The sequence below is a fragment of the Pseudomonas sp. Lz4W genome, from assembly GCF_000346225.2.
GTDB lineage: Bacteria > Pseudomonadota > Gammaproteobacteria > Pseudomonadales > Pseudomonadaceae > Aquipseudomonas > Aquipseudomonas paraversuta.
Genome location: NZ_CP017432.1, coordinates 4,732,843 through 4,750,489 on the forward strand (window position 1 = coordinate 4,732,843; position 17,647 = coordinate 4,750,489).

At 60.0% G+C, this 17,647-nt stretch carries 16 protein-coding genes and 1 tRNA gene; 10 read left to right on the forward strand and 7 right to left on the reverse strand.

Features of this window, described 5'->3' with window-relative positions; all coding sequences use genetic code 11:
* Window positions 1–130: 130 nt before the first annotated feature.
* The 4 genes from gpmI (at window position 131) to B195_RS21535 (ending at window position 5,251) form a co-directional block, all read left to right on the forward strand.
* Window positions 131–1,666: a 2,3-bisphosphoglycerate-independent phosphoglycerate mutase gene (gene gpmI / locus B195_RS21520; protein WP_003438583.1), complete on the forward strand. Its 1,536-nt coding sequence runs from the start codon at window positions 131–133 to the stop codon at window positions 1,664–1,666.
* Between the two features lie 165 nt (window positions 1,667–1,831).
* Window positions 1,832–3,118, forward strand: coding sequence for a murein hydrolase activator EnvC (locus B195_RS21525; protein ID WP_003438581.1), 1,287 nt, complete (start codon window positions 1,832–1,834; stop codon window positions 3,116–3,118).
* A gap of 35 nt (window positions 3,119–3,153) precedes the next feature.
* Window positions 3,154–4,467 (forward strand): S41 family peptidase, encoded by a 1,314-nt coding sequence (locus tag B195_RS21530; RefSeq protein WP_003438574.1) that lies wholly within the window; start codon window positions 3,154–3,156, stop codon window positions 4,465–4,467.
* Window position 4,468: 1 nt separating this feature from the next.
* Complete coding sequence (locus B195_RS21535) at window positions 4,469–5,251, forward strand: divergent polysaccharide deacetylase family protein (RefSeq protein WP_003438572.1); 783 nt, start codon at window positions 4,469–4,471, stop codon at window positions 5,249–5,251.
* 149 nt (window positions 5,252–5,400) lie between these two features.
* On the opposite strand, the gene B195_RS21540 is transcribed toward B195_RS21535, so the two are convergent.
* The 7 genes from B195_RS21540 to B195_RS21570 form a co-directional block, all read right to left on the reverse strand.
* Entirely contained in the window at window positions 5,401–6,156 is a 756-nt protein-coding gene (locus B195_RS21540; protein ID WP_003438570.1) for an ABC transporter substrate-binding protein, read from the reverse strand.
* Between the two features lie 63 nt (window positions 6,157–6,219).
* Window positions 6,220–6,990: an imidazole glycerol phosphate synthase subunit HisF gene (gene hisF / locus B195_RS21545; RefSeq protein WP_003438568.1), complete on the reverse strand. Its 771-nt coding sequence runs from the start codon at window positions 6,988–6,990 to the stop codon at window positions 6,220–6,222.
* Between the two features lie 10 nt (window positions 6,991–7,000).
* The gene (hisA, locus tag B195_RS21550; RefSeq protein WP_003438566.1) at window positions 7,001–7,738 is read right to left on the reverse strand and encodes a 1-(5-phosphoribosyl)-5-[(5-phosphoribosylamino)methylideneamino]imidazole-4-carboxamide isomerase; all 738 of its coding nucleotides are present in this window, start codon (window positions 7,736–7,738) and stop codon (window positions 7,001–7,003) included.
* A gap of 111 nt (window positions 7,739–7,849) precedes the next feature.
* Complete coding sequence (locus B195_RS21555; protein WP_003438564.1) at window positions 7,850–8,107, reverse strand: DUF2164 domain-containing protein; 258 nt, start codon at window positions 8,105–8,107, stop codon at window positions 7,850–7,852.
* Window positions 8,107–8,745 (reverse strand): imidazole glycerol phosphate synthase subunit HisH, encoded by a 639-nt coding sequence (gene hisH, locus B195_RS21560; RefSeq protein ID WP_003438562.1) that lies wholly within the window; start codon window positions 8,743–8,745, stop codon window positions 8,107–8,109. Before hisH ends, B195_RS21555 begins: the two co-directional genes overlap by 1 nt.
* Window positions 8,745–9,338 carry an imidazoleglycerol-phosphate dehydratase HisB gene (gene hisB, locus B195_RS21565; RefSeq protein ID WP_003438561.1) on the reverse strand — a complete coding sequence of 198 codons (594 nt, stop codon included), beginning with the start codon at window positions 9,336–9,338 and terminating at the stop codon, window positions 8,745–8,747. Before hisB ends, hisH begins: the two co-directional genes overlap by 1 nt.
* A 177-nt stretch (window positions 9,339–9,515) precedes the next feature.
* On the reverse strand, window positions 9,516–11,177 hold the full coding sequence (locus tag B195_RS21570; protein WP_003438560.1) for an OFA family MFS transporter: 1,662 nt from the start codon (window positions 11,175–11,177) through the stop codon (window positions 9,516–9,518).
* A gap of 294 nt (window positions 11,178–11,471) precedes the next feature.
* Here B195_RS21570 and B195_RS21575 point away from each other — a divergent pair, with 294 nt between their 5' ends.
* From B195_RS21575 to B195_RS21600, 6 genes are all read left to right on the forward strand, one after another.
* A complete protein-coding gene (locus B195_RS21575; RefSeq protein ID WP_003438559.1) occupies window positions 11,472–13,685 on the forward strand; it encodes an AsmA family protein in 2,214 nt (737 codons plus the stop codon).
* A complete protein-coding gene (mutY, locus tag B195_RS21580; RefSeq protein ID WP_003438558.1) occupies window positions 13,682–14,749 on the forward strand; it encodes an A/G-specific adenine glycosylase in 1,068 nt (355 codons plus the stop codon). Before B195_RS21575 ends, mutY begins: the two co-directional genes overlap by 4 nt.
* Entirely contained in the window at window positions 14,746–15,018 is a 273-nt protein-coding gene (locus tag B195_RS21585; protein ID WP_003438557.1) for an oxidative damage protection protein, read from the forward strand. Before mutY ends, B195_RS21585 begins: the two co-directional genes overlap by 4 nt.
* A gap of 104 nt (window positions 15,019–15,122) precedes the next feature.
* Window positions 15,123–15,198 (forward strand) — tRNA-Phe (locus B195_RS21590).
* A 165-nt stretch (window positions 15,199–15,363) separates the two neighbouring features.
* On the forward strand, window positions 15,364–15,834 hold the full coding sequence (locus B195_RS21595) for a hypothetical protein (RefSeq protein WP_003438556.1): 471 nt from the start codon (window positions 15,364–15,366) through the stop codon (window positions 15,832–15,834).
* A gap of 59 nt (window positions 15,835–15,893) precedes the next feature.
* Window positions 15,894–16,769, forward strand: a complete 876-nt coding sequence (locus B195_RS21600) for an alpha/beta fold hydrolase (RefSeq protein ID WP_003438555.1) — start codon at window positions 15,894–15,896, stop codon at window positions 16,767–16,769.
* The last annotated feature ends 878 nt before the right edge of the window (window positions 16,770–17,647 follow it).

Here is a 17,647-nt window from a genome sequence, read left to right on the forward strand (position 1 = left end):
TAAAATGTGGGCCAGTATACACAGCCGCCTTGGTCGGCCAAACCCCGCCCGGCGGTGACGTCACATGAACTTCGCTTTAAACTGCGCGTCTTCTTCACACCTTCCAATAAACCAGCCACAAGTGGGATCTATGACTACCACGCCTAAACCTTTGGTCCTGATCATCCTGGATGGCTTCGGTCACAGTGAAAGCCACAAGGGCAACGCCGTCTATGCGGCCAAAAAACCGGTGCTCGACCGTCTTTGCGCGAGCATGCCAAACGGCCTGATTTCAGGCTCGGGCATGGATGTCGGTCTGCCAGACGGCCAAATGGGCAACTCCGAGGTTGGCCACATGAACCTCGGCGCCGGCCGCGTGGTGTATCAGGATTTCACCCGCGTCACCAAGTCGATCCGCGACGGTGAGTTCTTCGAGAACCCGACCATTTGCGCCGCGGTCGACAAAGCCGTGGCTGCAGACAAGGCCGTGCACATCATGGGCCTGCTGTCCGAAGGCGGCGTTCACAGCCACCAGGACCACCTCGTGGCAATGGCCGAACTGGCTTTCAAGCGCGGCGCCGAAAAAATCTACCTGCACGCGTTTCTCGATGGTCGCGACACTCCGCCAAAAAGTGCAGGTTCGTCCATCGAACTGCTAGACACGGCCTTCAAGGCCCTGGGCAAAGGCCGTATCGCCAGCCTGATCGGGCGCTACTTCGCCATGGACCGCGACAACCGCTGGGACCGCGTATCCCAGGCCTACAACCTGATTGTCGACGGCAAGGGCGAGTTCAACGCCGCCACCGCCCAGGAGGGCCTGGAAGCTGCCTACGCCCGTGGCGAGAGCGACGAATTCGTCAAAGCCACCACCATTGGTGAGCCGGTCAAGGTCGAAGACGGCGACGCCGTGGTCTTCATGAACTTCCGTGCCGACCGGGCCCGCGAACTGACCCGCGTATTCGTTGAAGACGACTTCAAGGAATTCGAACGTGCACGCCAGCCGAAACTGGCCGGCTTCGTGATGCTGACCCAATACGCCGCCAGCATCCCGGCGCCTAGCGCATTTGCTCCCGGCAGCCTGGAAAACGTACTCGGCGACTATCTGGCGAAAAACGGCAAAACCCAGCTGCGCATTGCCGAAACCGAAAAATACGCCCACGTGACCTTCTTCTTCTCCGGTGGCCGCGAAGAACCGTTCCCGGGTGAAGAGCGCATTCTGATCCCGTCGCCGAAAGTGGCGACCTACGACCTGCAACCGGAAATGAGCGCACCCGAAGTCACCGACAGGATCGTCGATGCCATCGAGCACCAGCGTTACGACGTGATTGTCGTTAACTACGCCAACGGCGACATGGTCGGCCACAGCGGTGTATTCGATGCTGCGGTCAAGGCTGTTGAATGCCTGGATGCCTGTGTCGGCCGCATCGTCGAAGCGCTGGACAAGGTCGGTGGCGAAGCCCTGATCACCGCCGACCACGGCAACGTGGAGCAGATGTCCGACGACACCACTGGCCAGGCGCACACCGCCCACACCTGTGAACCGGTCCCGTTCATCTATGTAGGCAAGCGTGCATTCGAGGTCCGTGAAGGTGGCGTATTGGCCGACGTGGCACCGACCATGCTCAAGCTGCTGGGCCTGGCGCAGCCGCAAGAAATGACCGGCAAGAGCATTTTGCTCGACGCTTAAAGCCATGCACCTGCAGGAGCGAGCTTTCAAGGCTCGCGAGCAAGCTCGCTCCTGCAGGAATTTCGCGTACAGGATCTGCAGCTACTATTTCACTTCCATCCATTTCTTATAGGTAACGATGGCGGGCATACTAGGCCGTCCCGTTCCCCAGGTGTCGCCCGCCCCATGCTTCGCGCCCTTATAGCCCTGACCCTCGCATGCCTGCTCCAACCGGCGTTTGCCGACGAGCGCGCACAAACCCAACAACAGCTGGAAGCTACCCGCCAGGATATTGGCGAGCTAAAAAAACGCCTTGGCCAGCTTCAGCAAGAACAATCCGGCGTGCAAAAAGACCTGCGCGGTACCGAAACCGAAATCGGCAAGCTGGAGAAGCAGGTAGAAACCCTGCAAAAAGAACTAAAAAAGAGTGAAGGCGAGCTGCTGCGCCTAGATAGCGAGAAAAAAAAACTCCACAGCGCAAAACTTGAACAGCAACGCCTGATCGCCATTCAGGCCCGTGCCGCCTATCAGGGCGGACGTCAGGAATACCTGAAGATGCTGCTCAACCAGCAAAACCCCGAGAAGTTCGCCCGAACCCTCACCTATTACGACTACCTGAGCCAGGCCCGCCTGGAGCAGCTCAAGAGTTTCAACGAAACCCTGCGCCAACTGGCCAATGTCGAAGCCGACATCAACTTGCAACAGGCCCAGTTGCTGACCCAGAAAAGCAGCCTCGATGAGCAGCGCGCCGCACTGGATAAAGTCCGCGCAGAGCGCCAGCAAGTGCTGGCCAAACTGAATTCCGACGTTAAAGACCGCGATCAAAAGCTGCAGGCTCGCGAGCAGGATCAGGCCGATCTGGCTAAAGTCCTCAAGACCATTGAAGAGACCCTCGCCCGCCAGGCCCGTGAAGCCGAGGCAGCGCGGCAAAAAGCCCTGATCGCCCAGCAGGAAGCAGAGAAGAAACGTCAACGGGAGGCTGAAGCGGTTGCCACCGACGCCCCGCGCAAACCGGTCAAATCGACGCCGGGCGCCCTGGTTTCGAGTGCCGGTGTGTCCTACGGTGGACCTTTTTCTCAGGCACGGGGCAAACTTCCATGGCCAGTTGATGGTCGATTGCTTGCGCGCTTCGGTGAAAGCCGTGGTGATGATGCCCGTACCAAGTGGGACGGGGTGATGATAAGCGCCGGTGCAGGCACCCCGGTGCATGCGGTACATGGTGGTCGCGTAGTGTTTGCCGACTGGCTGCGCGGCGCCGGCCAGCTGGTGATTCTGGACCACGGCAACGGCTACTTGAGCCTGTATGGCCACAACCAGACACTGCTCAAGTCGGCCGGCGATATCGTTAAAGCCGGAGAGGTGATTTCTACCGTCGGTAACAGCGGTGGTCAGGCGACCCCCGCACTGTATTTTGCTATTCGTCAGCAGGGCCGCCCCAGCGACCCTGCACAATGGTGTCGCGCTCAAGGATGAGCCCATCACTTTTAAAACGTAGGAGTTCGTTCAACATGCAGCATTTGTCCCGCCTCAACTCGCTGGCCCTGATGATCGCTCTGGTGATCGGCTCGCCTCTGGCATTTGCTGCCGAGCCGGCTGCTCATCCGGTGCCTGCCAACAGCGCCAAGGCGCCACTGCCGCTGGACGAGCTGCGCACATTTGCCGAGGTCATGGACCGGATCAAGGCTGCGTATGTTGAACCTGTGGATGACAAGACCCTGCTCGAAAACGCCATCAAGGGCATGCTCAGCAACCTTGACCCGCACTCCGCGTACCTGGGCCCTGAAGACTTTGCCGAGCTGCAAGAGAGCACCAGCGGCGAATTCGGCGGGCTTGGCATCGAAGTCGGCTCCGAAGACGGCAATATCAAGATCGTCTCGCCAATCGACGACACCCCGGCGAGCAAGGCCGGGATTCAGGCCGGCGACTTTATCGTCAAGATCAACGGCCAGCCCACCCGTGGCCTGAGCATGACCGAGGCGGTCGACCTGATGCGCGGCAAGATCGGTCAGAAAATCACCCTGACCCTGGTGCGTAATGGCGGCACGCCGTTCGACGTGACCCTGACCCGCGCCAACATTCAGGTCAAAAGCGTCAAGAGCCAGCTGCTTGAAGACGGCTACGGCTATATCCGCATTACCCAGTTCCAGGTCAAGACCGGCGAAGAAGTCGCCGCCGCGCTGTCCAAGCTGCGTCGGGACAACGGCAACAAAAAACTCAAGGGCATCATTCTCGACCTGCGCAACAACCCGGGCGGAGTCCTGCAATCGGCCGTTGAAGTGGTGGATCACTTCATCACCAAGGGCCTGATCGTTTACACCAAAGGCCGCATCGCCAACTCCGAGCTGCGCTTCTCCGCGACCGGCAAAGACCTGAGCGAGGGCGTTCCGCTGGTGGTGTTGATTAACGGCGGCAGCGCCTCGGCATCAGAAATCGTCGCCGGTGCCCTGCAGGACCAGAAACGTGGCGTGGTGATGGGTACCACCAGTTTCGGCAAAGGCTCGGTGCAAACCGTACTGCCACTGAACAATGACCGCGCACTGAAGATCACCACCGCGCTGTACTTCACCCCCAACGGTCGTTCGATCCAGGCCCAGGGCATCGTGCCGGACATCGAAGTCAGCCGCGCCAAGATTACCCGCGAGCAAGACACCGAGTACTACAAAGAGGCCGACCTGCAAGGTCACCTCGGCAACGGTAACGGCGGTGCAGACAAGCCCAGCGGTTCGGGCCCCAAAGCCAAGCCGATGCCGCAGGATGACGACTTCCAGCTGAGCCAGGCCCTGAGCCTGCTCAAAGGCCTGAGCATTACGCGCGGCAACTGAGATGCGTTTTTCGTCGCTGCTTGCCCTGCTCTGCTGCCTGACCGGTGCCGCCCACGCGGCGCCGGCCAGCCCGGCCGCAACACCGCACAAGGCTTACCTGAGCCTGATCATTGATGACCTTGGGCAAAACCTGCCACGGGACCGCCGCGTGCTGGCGTTGCCCGGCCCGGTCACCACCGCCGTGATGCCCGACACCCCCCATGCCGCCGAATTTGCCCGTGAAGCCCACAAGGCCGGCAAGATCGTCATCTTGCACATGCCCATGGACCCGGCGACAGGCCCGTTTGCCTGGCACCCCGACTTGCCGATCGACGAACTGGCAAAGCGCCTCGAGGCTGCCTTCAAGGCCGTGCCCTACACCAGTGGAATCAACAACCACATGGGCAGCCGCATGACCTCACAGCCACAGGCCATGGCCTGGCTGATGGAAAACCTGCAGCAACGGCACAAGTTCTTCGTCGACAGCCGCACCAGCGCCCAGACGGTCGCCGCGGCCCAGGCGCAGAAGATTGGCCTGGCCAGCGTGTCGCGGGATGTATTTCTGGACGATGTGCGGACCGAAGAGGCGATTGCCGTTCAACTGCAAACTGCGATCAAGCTGGCGCATAAACAAGGATCGGCGGTGATGATCGGTCATCCCTACCCCCAGACCCTTGCCGTACTTGAACGCGAACTGCCCAAGCTCAAGGCCCAGGGCATTGAGTGGATCGATATCAGGCAAATGATCGGCGTGCGCAGCAACAAGGCCATGGCCGGACACGGCAAGGACGGGGTTTACCGCTAAGCCCCCTGCCCTGCCTGCCTGCCTTCCACCCTCCCTACCTACCTGTAGGAGCGAGCTTGCTCGCGAGCTCTTAAATGCAAAGCTCGCGAGCAAGCTCGCTCCTACAGATCAGATCAGGGTCAGGGTCAGGGTCAGGGTCAGGGTCAGGGTCAGAGGTATTTGTCGCTGATCTTGTCAACCACACCTTCGGCCCGCAACTGATCCAGGGCCTTCTGCAACCTGGCCACCACCTCATCCGGCACCTCTTTATTCAACGCCAGATAAAGCTGCGCCTGATTGAAACGCAGTACGGTCTTGAACCCCGAAATACCTACCTGACGCGCCAAAAATCGGCCTGCCGGATCACCTGTGGCCCACAGGTCAATCTGACCGGCCTGCAGCTTTCTGGCGTTGTCCTGATCGCGCAGCACAATCACCGGCGCCATCCCTTTTTCTTCCAGGGCCAGGGCAATGGCATCACCCTTATAGGCGCCTACCTTGTACTGCCGGGCCTGCTCAAGGGAGGTCAGGGTAATAGGGCTATTGGCCCGGGCCAGCAACACCCAGTCATCCGGGCCGATGGGCCCGACCCATTTGAACAAGGCTTCGCGCTCGGGGATCCGGGCCGTGACGAACACGCCATAATCGGGATTATCCAGGGCAAGGTGATAGATGCGCTCCCAGGGGAAACGCAGGGTCATGCTGTAACCGATATCGGCCCGTTTGAAGGTTTCGCGCAGAACTTCGACGGCAATGCCTTCCAGGTTCTGGTTCTGGGCAAAGTTCTTGCCGTTCTTGGCCATGTTGTACGGCGGGAAGTTTTCAGTCAGCAGCACCAGCGAGTAACGCGAAGTATCAGCTGCAAAAACAGCACTCGTCAGGCACAGGGCAGAAGTGACGAGAGCGAGCAACAAAGGTTTGAACATGACAGACGACCTAAATCCATGGCGTGCCCAAGAGTGCCGTGGGCCCGCCATGCTGTCCAGTGCCTAGCGCACCACAATCCCGCGCTCTGCCATGTAGGCCTTGGCCTCTGGCACGGTGTATTCGCCGAAGTGGAAAATACTCGCCGCCAGTACCGCGCTGGCATGGCCCTCGAGGATGCCGTCCGCCAGGTGCTGCAGGTTGCCGACACCGCCCGAAGCGATCACTGGAATACCCAGCGCATCGCTGATGGCACGGGTCACGCCCAGGTCGAAGCCGCTTTTCATGCCGTCCTGATCCATGCTGGTCAGCAGGATCTCACCGGCCCCCAGGCCTTCCATCTTCATCGCCCACTCGACTGCATCGAGCCCGGTCGGCTTGCGCCCGCCATGGGTGAAGATTTCCCAGCGCGGGGTTTCGCCCGGCAAGGAAACCTTCTTCGCATCAATCGCCACCACGATGCACTGGGAACCAAAATGCTGCGCCGCCTCCCCCACGAACTCGGGGTTGAACACCGCTGCAGTATTGATCGAGACCTTGTCGGCACCGGCATTGAGCAAGTTGCGAATGTCTTGAATGCAACGCACGCCACCGCCCACGGTCAGCGGGATAAACACCTGGCTGGCCATGCGCTCGACGGTATGCAACGTGGTGTCACGGCCGTCGACGCTGGCAGTGATGTCGAGAAAGGTAATCTCGTCGGCACCCTGCTCGTCATAGCGACGGGCAATTTCCACCGGGTCACCGGCATCGCGAATGTTCTCGAACTTGACGCCCTTGACGACCCGGCCGTTATCCACGTCCAGGCAAGGGATGATGCGTTTGGCCAGCGCCATGCCGTTCTCCTCAGGCCTTGTAGGCGTCGCAGAAGGCTTGCGCCTCAGCCACGTCCAGGGTGCCTTCGTAAATCGCACGGCCGGTGATGGCACCGACGATACCGGGCGCTTTGGCGTCCATCAGGGCTTTGATATCACCCAGGTTATGGATACCGCCCGAAGCGATCACAGGAATGCTGGTGGCTGCTGCCAGGGCCGCGGTGTAGCTCACGTTGCAGCCCTGCATCATGCCGTCTTTGGCAATGTCGGTATAAACGATGGCCGATACGCCGTCGGCTTCAAAACGCTTGGCCAGGTCGATGACCTGAATGGTGCTCACTTCAGCCCAGCCATCAGTGGCGACGAAGCCGTCCTTGGCGTCCATGCCGACAATGATTTTGCCGGGGAAGGCGCGGCAGGCTTCAGCCACAAACTCAGGGTTCTTCACCGCTTTGGTGCCCAGAATCACGTAGCTGACGCCAGCCTTGACGTAATGCTCGATGGTTTCCAGCGAGCGGATGCCGCCACCGATCTGGATCGGCAACTGCGGGTAGCGCCTGGCGATGGCAGTCACCACCTCGCCATTGACCGGCATGCCTTCGAAGGCGCCGTTCAGGTCAACCAGGTGCAGGCGGCGGCAACCGCCCTCTACCCATTTGGCGGCCATGCTCACCGGGTCATCGGAGAACACGGTGGAGTCTTCCATACGGCCCTGGCGCAGACGTACACAGGCACCGTCTTTAAGATCGATAGCGGGGATAATCAGCATGCTTTTTCCTTCGTCAAAAGAGCTGCAAGCGTTGAGCTTGAAGCTGCAAGAAAGAGCGGAGTGCGATCTTGCCCCTAACTTGCAGCTTGAAGCCTGGAACTTGCAACTGACTCAATTCTTTTCGAGTGCCCACAGGTCGCTTTCGATGCTCTCGAACCTCTCTTTGAGGTGCGTCTGCACATCGAAAATCGCGCGATTGTAGTAATGCGGCGCGATTTCGCGGGTGAACAGTTCAAGGATTTCAGCCGCTTCAAATGAACCCAGGTCCAGTTCGAAGCGGTCCTGCATAAAGCGTTTGATCTTGCTGTTGGCTTCGTTCTCTTGCTCGGGGGTGAGCGTGAGAATCGGCGGCTTCTTGCGAGGCGCCATTACCAGCGTCCGTCCCAGGCCGCGAAATTTTCCAGCAGTTGCAAGCCGTGGGTATGGCTCTTCTCTGGATGGAATTGCACCGCGAAACGCGAGCCGTCAGCCAGCGCGGCCGCAAAATCGACGCCGTAGTGCCCGCCACCGACCACCTGGCGAGGATTGCCCGCCGCAATGTAGTAGCTGTGGACGAAATAGAAGCGCGACATGTCAGGGATACCATGCCACAGAGGGTGATCGACCTTCTGCTGCACTTCGTTCCAGCCCATGTGCGGCACCTTGAGGTGCTCGCCGTCTTCGTGCAGATCCTTGCCGAAAAACTTCACCTGACCGGGAAACAGGCCGATGCAATCAACCCCACCGTTCTCTTCGCTGCTGTCGAGCATGGCTTGCATGCCGACGCAAATCCCGAGAAAAGGACGGTCCTGGCTGACTTCACGCACCAGCGAGTCGAAACCCAGGCGACGGATTTCGGCCATGCAATCCCGAATGGCGCCCACACCGGGGAACACCACGCGGTCAGCTTCGCGAATCACATTGGCATCGCTGGTAATCAGTACCTTCCCGGCGCCAACGTGCTCCAGCGCCTTGGCCACCGAGTGCAAGTTACCCATGCCGTAATCGATCACCGCCACTGTCTGCATCAGAGCACGCCCTTGGTCGATGGCATTTGCCCGGCCATACGTTCGTCCAGCGCGACAGCCATGCGCAGCGCGCGGCCGAATGCCTTGAACACGGTTTCGATCTGGTGGTGGGTGTTGGTGCCGCGCAGGTTGTCGATGTGCAGGCTGACGTTGGCGTGGTTCACGAAGCCCTGGAAGAACTCCTGAAACAGATCGACATCGAAGCCGCCCACGGTGGCGCGGGTGTATGGCACGTGCATTTGCAGGCCCGGACGGCCCGAAAAGTCGATGACCACGCGCGACAGCGCTTCGTCCAGCGGCACGTAGGCGTGACCGTAACGGGTCATGCCTTTTTTATCGCCGACGGCCTGGCTGAAGGCCTTGCCCAGGGTAATGCCAACATCCTCGACGGTATGGTGATCGTCGATATGCAGGTCGCCTTTGCACTCGATGTCCAGGTCGATCAGCCCGTGTCGGGCGATCTGGTCGAGCATGTGCTCAAGAAAAGGAACGCCGATATCGAATCGGGCCTTACCGGTACCATCCAAGTTGATCGAGGCTTTGATCTGGGTTTCCAGAGTATCGCGCTCGACTGACGCCTTACGTTCGGCCATCACCAGCTCCGCAAAATCATTGGGCGAAAAAGGTGGCCATTATAGGCACGGGTCAGGCAAACAGAAACATGGAAGGGAATATGACTGACGGACTGAGTCATTCGGTAGGAGCGAGCGTGCTCGCGAGCCCTTTAAAAGCTCGCGAGCACGCTCGTTCCTGCGGGTCAGGCAGCGGTATTAATGGAACAACACCGCAGTCTTCTGCACTGTCACCCACACGCCCCACAGCAGCGGAATGCCCACTGCCAGCCAGGCGGCGATGACCAGCGGCAGACTGCCGGAGGCCGCTTTCCATTCCAGCGAGGTGCTGGCATCGGCGCCCTTGTCGTGCCCCAGCGCCTGTTCGGCCGCCAGTTGCGCGTCAGTCATGAAGTACTTGTCAGCCACCGGGCGTACCAGCAAGTTGCAGATAAAGCCCAGCACCAGCAGGCCGGCGAGGATATACAGGGTGATGTCGTAGGCCGCCGCACGCTCGACGCCGATGCTGAGCTGGTACTCACGCAAATAGTTGACCAGCACCGGCCCCAGCACACCTGCCGCAGCCCACGCAGTCAACAGCCGACCGTGAATCGCCCCCACCATCTGCGTACCGAACAGATCCGCCAGGTAAGCCGGCACTGTGGCAAAGCCGCCGCCGTACATCGACAGGATGATGCAGAACGCGGCCACAAACAGTGACACGTTGCCCAGATGGCCCAGGTTCGGAATCAGCGCATACAAGGCAAAACCCAGGGCAAAGAACACAAAGTAGGTGTTTTTACGCCCCAGGTAATCGGAGAACGAAGCCCAGAAGAACCGCCCGCCAATGTTGAACAGGCTCAACAGACCGGTAAAGCCGGCCGCAATCGCCGCGATTTGCGCCAGCTGCGCCGCATCCAGCTGGCTGAATGTCAGGTCATTACCCAGCAATTTGCCCGCGAACACTTCCTGCAACAACGGTGAAGCCATACCCAGAATGCCGATACCGGCAGACACGTTCAGGCACAGCACCAGCCACACCAGTGCAAACTGCGGGGTTTTCCAGGCAACACTCACATGTACATGGCGCTGGGTAATCATCGCATTGGCGGCTTTTTTCGCCGGCGCAGTCCAGCCCTCAGGCTTCCAGCCGGTAGGCGGCACGCGGTACGACAAGGCACCACCAATCATGAACACGAAATAAATCGCGGCCATGACTACAAAGCTCTGCCACACGCCCACGCCGTCCGGGCCGGCAAAATGGCCCATCAGCGCAGCGGCCAACGGCGCGCCCACCATGGCGCCACCGCCAAAACCCATGATCGCCATACCGGTCGCCATGCCGCGCTTGTCCGGGAACCACTTGATCAGCGTCGACACCGGCGAGATATAGCCCAGACCCAGACCGATACCGCCAATTACCCCCGAGCCCAGCCACATCAGCCAGATCTGGTGGGTATAAATGCCCAGTGCGGAAACCAGCAGGCCACCACACCAGCACAATGCCGAAACCACACCGGCCTTGCGCGGCCCGGCATGTTCAAGCCAGCCGCCCCATACAGCTGCCGAGCAGCCGAGGAAGATGAAAAACAGGGTGTAGATCCAGCCGAGCATGGAGATCGGCCAGTCACATTGCGAAGAGAACACCTGGGCGATAAAACTCATGTCCGGCGCACAAGCCACTGGCGCAGTCACGCCCAGGGCTTTGGACAGCGGCAGCCAGAACACGGAAAACCCGTAGGCCATGCCGATACACAAGTGAATGGCCAAGGCGGCCGGCGGAACCAGCCAGCGGTTGAAACCGGGCCTGGCGATGATGCGCTCCTTTGACAGGAACGCAGGCTTTGAGGCAAGACTGCCTTCAGCGGTGCTGGTACTCATTATTGTTTCCCCCATGGATGAAGTGCTCCCCGGACGCGCGGAACCCCCGACTTTGGTGCCCTGCAGCACGAGTCATTTTTTGTAGGATTCATTTCAAGGCGCGACAATGCGCCGCAGAAGGCCCGAAAAACAGCCGAAGATTACCACTTGAACACAGGAAAATGCCCACGCTGATGCCGTGTTTGCTCAGCGGACCGATCCGGCACTATCCACCCCCAGTCGGCCTGCCCGTGACGCTATACTCTGCGACCAACTTTAAAATTTCCCTTCACTCAGACTTACAAGGACTCGCCCATGAAAGCGTTCGGCAAAATCCTGGGTCTGGTGCTTCTCGGATTGTTGCTGATCATCGTGGCTCTGGGCTTTGCTCTGAGCCATCTGTTCGATCCCAACGACTATAAAGACGAGATCCGCCAGATAGCCCGCGACAAAGCCCACATTGAGCTCACGCTCAATGGCGACATCGGCTGGAGCCTCTTCCCCTGGCTCGGTCTGGAACTGCACGACGCCAGCGTCGCCACCCTGGCGGCACCTGACAAACCCTTTGCCGACCTGCAAATGCTGGGTCTGTCAGTGCGCGTACTGCCACTGCTGCGCAAAGAAGTGCAGATGAGCGATGTGCGGGTCGAAGGCCTGAACCTGCGCCTGACCCGGGACAAGGACGGCCACGGCAACTGGCAGGACATCGGCAAGCCGGCACCTGCGGGCGTGAGTACCGAGACCCCGGTCGCCAGCACTGAAACCGTGAGCAAGCCGGACAGCGTCAGCCAGCCGCTGAAACTGGATATCGACAGCCTGACCGTGAACAACGCCCGGGTTGAGTACAACGATGAGCAAAACGGCCAGCAATTCAGCGCCGAAAGCATCCAGTTGAGTACCGGCCCGGTTCACGAAGCCACCAGCACCCCGGTCAAACTCACTGCGTTTCTGGGCACCAACAAGCCGGTGATGCGGGTCAAAACCGAAGTCGACGGCAAGCTGCGGTTTGACCGTGTGCTCAAGCGCTATCAGATCGAAGACCTGAAAGTGGTGGGCGAAGCCTCAGGCGAGCCGCTGCAAGGCAAGACCATGACCTTCGCTGCCCAAGGGCAGATACTGGTGGATCTGGCAGCCAACGTCGCCGAATGGAGCGGCCTGAAGATATCAGCCAACCAACTGCGCGCCCTGGGTGAACTCAAGGCCAATAATCTGGACAGCACGCCACAGATCAGCGGCGGCGTGTCGATTGCCCAGCTCAACCTGGCCACCTTCCTCGACAGCATCGGCCACACTCTGCCGCCAATGGCACCGGGTAGCCTGAGCAAAGTCGAACTGGTCAGCCGCCTCTCCGGCAGCCCCACCAGCCTGGCCTTCGACGAACTCAACCTGAAAGTCGATGACAGCAGCTTCACCGGCCGTATCGCCATTGAAGACTTCGCCAAACAAGCCCTGCGCATTCAGCTCAAAGGCGACACGTTCGACGCTGATCGCTACCTGCCGCCCAAATCGGCCGAGGCCAGCAGCGCCAGCGCCGCACGTAAAACAGAAGTGCAAGGCAACGAAGCCGGCGCATTGGCCGCATCAGGCGATACGCCATTGCCAGAGGCTCCAACCAAAAGCGGCTGGAGCACGACCAGGATCATTCCTGTCACGCGCCTCAAGACACTGGACCTGGATGCCGATCTCAGCTTTGGCCAGCTGACCGTAACGAAACTGCCGATCCAGAACGCAGCCCTCAAGGTCAGTAGCAAAGACGGCCTGCTCACTCTGCAGAACCTCAGCGGCAACCTCTACAAAGGCACGTTCGCCGCCAACGGCAGCCTCGATGTACGTCCGATGCTGCCACTGGCCAACCTGCAAACCCGGATCAACAACGTACCGGTGGAAAAAATCCTCCAGAGCCAGGGTCAAAAACCGCCGGTTACCGGCCTGTTGACCCTCAACAGCAACGTTACAGGCAGCGGCGACAACCAGAACGCGCTGGTTCAAAGCCTCAACGGCACGGCAAGCTTTGTGCTCAACAACGGCGTGCTGCTCAACGCCAACCTTGAACAACAGCTGTGCAAAGGCATCTCCGTGCTTAACCGCAAAACCCTGAGCGGCACGCCACCGGGCAAAGACACTCCGTTCAAGGAACTCAAGGGCAGCCTGGTATTCCGTAACGGCGTGGCCAGCAACCCGGACATGATCGTGCGCATTCCCGGCATGAGCGTAAAAGGTGATGGCGACATCGACCTGCGCGTGCTGGGCATGGATTACCGCATCGGTATCACCATTGAAGGCGACACCCGCGCCATGCCGGACCCGGCGTGTCAGGTCGGCAAGAACTTTGTCGGCATCGAACTGCCATTGCGCTGTCGCGGTCCGCTGGAGCTGGGCGCCAAGGCCTGCCGTCTGGACAAGGAAGGCCTGGGCAAAGTCGCCGCCAAAGTGGCGGGCAATAAAATCAGCGAGAAGCTTGAAGAGAAACTCGGCGACAAGGTCAGCCCGGAACTCAAAAACGCCCTCAAGGGGCTGTTTAACCGATGAGAGACGAGCAATTTTCTGTGGCGGTACTGGACTGGTATGACCGCCACGGCCGCCACGACCTGCCCTGGCAACAGGGCATCACCCCATACCGGGTATGGGTCTCGGAAATCATGTTGCAGCAGACCCAGGTCAGCACCGTGCTCAACTACTTCGACCGGTTCATGGCCTCTCTGCCTACGGTCCAGGCCCTGGCCGCCGCCCCGGAAGACGAAGTGCTGCACCTGTGGACCGGGCTGGGCTACTACACCCGTGCGCGCAATTTGCAGAAGACCGCGAAAATCGTCGTCGCTGAATATGGCGGCGAATTCCCGCGGGATGTCGAAAAACTGGTGGAGCTGCCCGGCATTGGCCTGTCCACTGCCGGTGCGATCGCCAGCCTGAGCATGGGCCTGCGTGCACCGATCCTCGACGGCAACGTCAAGCGGGTGCTGGCGCGCTATACGGCGCAAGAGGGATATCCCGGCGAACCCAAGGTTGCCAAACAGCTGTGGGCCACCGCAGAGCGCTTCACTCCCCAGGACCGGGTCAACGCCTATACCCAGGCGATGATGGACATGGGCGCCACGCTTTGCACTCGCAGCAAGCCCAGCTGCCTGCTGTGCCCCCTCGAAAGCGGCTGTGAAGCGCACTTGCTGGGCCTGGAGACCCGCTACCCGATCCCCAAGCCACGCAAGACCATCCCGCAAAAACGCACCCTGATGCCAATGCTGGCCAATGCCCAGGGGGCGATTCTGCTGTACCGCCGCCCCTCAACCGGGCTGTGGGGCGGACTCTGGAGCCTGCCCGAACTGGATGACCTGAAAGACATCGAACATCTGGCACTGCAGCACGCCCTTACGCTGGGGCTGCAACAGGAACTGCCCGGCCTGACCCACACCTTTAGCCATTTCCAGCTGGCCATCGAACCCTGGCTGGTCCACGTCGAAGAGTCCGGCCATCACGTGGCCGAGGCCGACTGGCTCTGGTATAACCTCGCCACCCCGCCGCGCCTGGGCCTTGCTGCCCCGGTCAAGAAGCTGCTCAAACGCGCAGCCGAGCTATTGAATCCAGGAGAGTCGTCATGACCCGCACCATCATCTGCCGCAAGTACAAAGAAGAACTGCCCGCTCTTGAGCGCGCTCCGTTTCCGGGCGCCAAAGGCCAGGACATTTTCGATCACGTCTCGGCCAAGGCATGGGCAGACTGGCAAAAACACCAAACGCTGCTCATCAACGAGAAGCGTTTGAACATGATGAACGCCGAAGACCGAAAATATTTGCAGGGTGAAATGGATAAGTTCTTCAGCGGCGAGGAATACGCACAAGCTGAAGGCTATGTTCCGCCGACCGAATAATCCCCGGTTTTATTGGGTTTGGCCCGTAAGCGACGGTAATAGTTAAATATTTTTCAAAAAAGTGTTTGACGGATAATCGAAAAAGGCTTCTAATGCGCCCCGTTGCCCAGATAGCTCAGTCGGTAGAGCAGGGGATTGAAAATCCCCGTGTCGGCGGTTCGATTCCGTCTCTGGGCACCACATTCAGCATTGATGTGGTGTTCGCACCACCTCAAAGCAAACAAGAAACCCGCCTAGTGCGGGTTTTTTGTTGGGCGCGATTTATACCCGGTGGCGCCACCTCTCTTGGCGATTGCAAAGAGATGGGGTTCAATCCTCTCCTCAGCCTGCAAAGGACACACGTTCATGGCAACGCCAAAGAAACAGCAAAAGCACGCGCAGCGGGCCAAATCCAAAGCCAAACAGAACCGCGTCGGCAAACCGGCCAAAGCTTCGGCTGCGACCCTGATCGACAATCCGTTCGATGACGTAAAAATCGACCTCAGCACCTTCAACTTCCAGGACATCCTCGACAACGGCTTTGACCCGGCCGATTACGACGATCTGTTCCAGGTCATGAAGGCCGCCGAAGCCATCAACCTGCAAACCATGTGCACAGTGTTCCTGCAATACCCGGTACTGGAGCTGGTGATCTCGGAAGAGGAAGAAGAACCGGCGACCGACTTCCTGATGGGCCTGCTGATCGAGTACCGGATTGCCATCCATGGCGACGATGAAGACAGTGCCGTGGCCTGGATCGAAACCCCGGCATTCCACAAAGCCTACGTCGAAGCTTCGCGCCTGCTGCAGGAACGCAGCACCCGGAGCGCCCACTGACAGCTGCCCTGCCCCGACCTGTCAGCCGGGCATTCACCGAGCCTGCTGCTGACGGTTACTTGCTGGGCGGTCTTGAATGGCGCCAGCCCGCGGCGGATGCCACGCGCGCCGTCGTCATCATCAACGCCGCCACCTCGGTGCGCTGCAGCTACTACGCGCGCTTTGCCGAGTATCTGTTCAGCCATGGCATGGACGTGATGCTGTTTGACTACCGCGGCATCGGGGCTTCGCGCACAGGATCACTGCGCGGTTTCAAGGCCTCGTGGTCGGACTGGGGATCGCTGGACTTTGAAGCCCTCCTCAAGCGCGCACAGCGCGAATGCCCGGGCCAGCCGATCGATGTGGTCGGTCACAGCTTTGGCGGCTGTGCAGTGGGCCTGGCGGCCTCAGGAGCGGTTATTCGCCACGTAGTGACAGTGGGGGCGCAATTTGCCTGCTGGCGCGACTATGCGCCGGCACATCGCTGGCAGATGTTCGCCAAGTGGCACGGGGTCATGCCGCTGCTCACCCGGCTCTGCGGCTTTTTCCCCGGTACCCGCCTGGGCTGGCTCGAAGACACCCCGGCAGGTGTGGTGCGGGACTGGGTGACCTGCAGCACGCACTACGGACAACTCCCCAGCGCTCGCCAGCTTGCCACCCTGCCCTTTGCCTCAGTAAGCGCCAGAACCCTCGCCATCAGCCTTAGCGACGATCCGTTCGGCACCGTAGCGGCCATCGAGCGCCTGCTCAGCCATTTCAGCGCCAGCTCCCGCACACATTTGCGCATCAGCCCCGAAGATATCGGTGTAACAGAGATCGGCCATTTCGCGTATTTCCATAGCCGATTCCAGGACAGCCTGTGGCCGATCGCCCTGCAATGGTTACAGGCCGGAGAGCTGGCGAACGATGTACCCGGCGCCATACACCCGCCCCTCCGGACGCCAAAAAACCTGTAGGAGCGAGCTTGCTCGCGAGCTGTTGGCGGATTGAAAAGCTCGCGAGCAAGCTCGCTCCTACAGCGCCAGCCCCCGCACACATTTGCACATCAGCCCCGAAGATATCGGCAATGGTTACAGGCAAGAGAGCTGGCGGACGATATACCCGGCTCCATACAACACCCCTTCCGGACGCCAAAAAACCTGTAGGAGCGAGCTTGCCTCGCGAGCTGTTGGCGGATTGAAAAGCTCGCGAGGCAAGCTCGCTCCTACAGCGCCAGCCCCGCACACATTTGCACATCAGCCCCGAAGATATCGGCAATGGTTACAGGCAAGAGAGCTGGCGAACGATGTACCCGGCGCCATACACCCGCCCCTCCGGACGCCAAAAAACCTGTAGGAGCGAGCTTGCTCGCGAGCTGTTGGCGGACTGAAAAGCTCGCGAGGCAAGCTCGCTCCTACAGCGCCAGCCCCGCACACATTTGCGCATCAGCCCCGAAGATATCGGTAATGGTTACAGCCGGAAGAGCTGGCGAACGATGTACCCGGCGCCATACAACACCCCCTCCGGACGCCAAAAAACCTGTAGGAGCGAGCTTGCCTCGCGAGCTGTTGGCAGATTGAAAAGCTCGCGAGGCAAGCTCGCTCCTACAGCGCCAGCCCCGCATACATTTGCACATCAGCCCCGAAGATATCGGCAATGGTTACAGGCAAGAGAGCTGGCGGACGATATACCCGGCTCCATACAACACCCCTTCCGGACGCCAAAAAACCTGTAGGAGCGAGCTTGCCTCGCGAGCTGTTGGCGGATTGAAAAGCTCGCGAGCAAGCTCGCTCCTACAGCGCCAGCCCCGCATACATTTGCGCATCAGCCCCGAAGATATCGGTAATGGTTACAG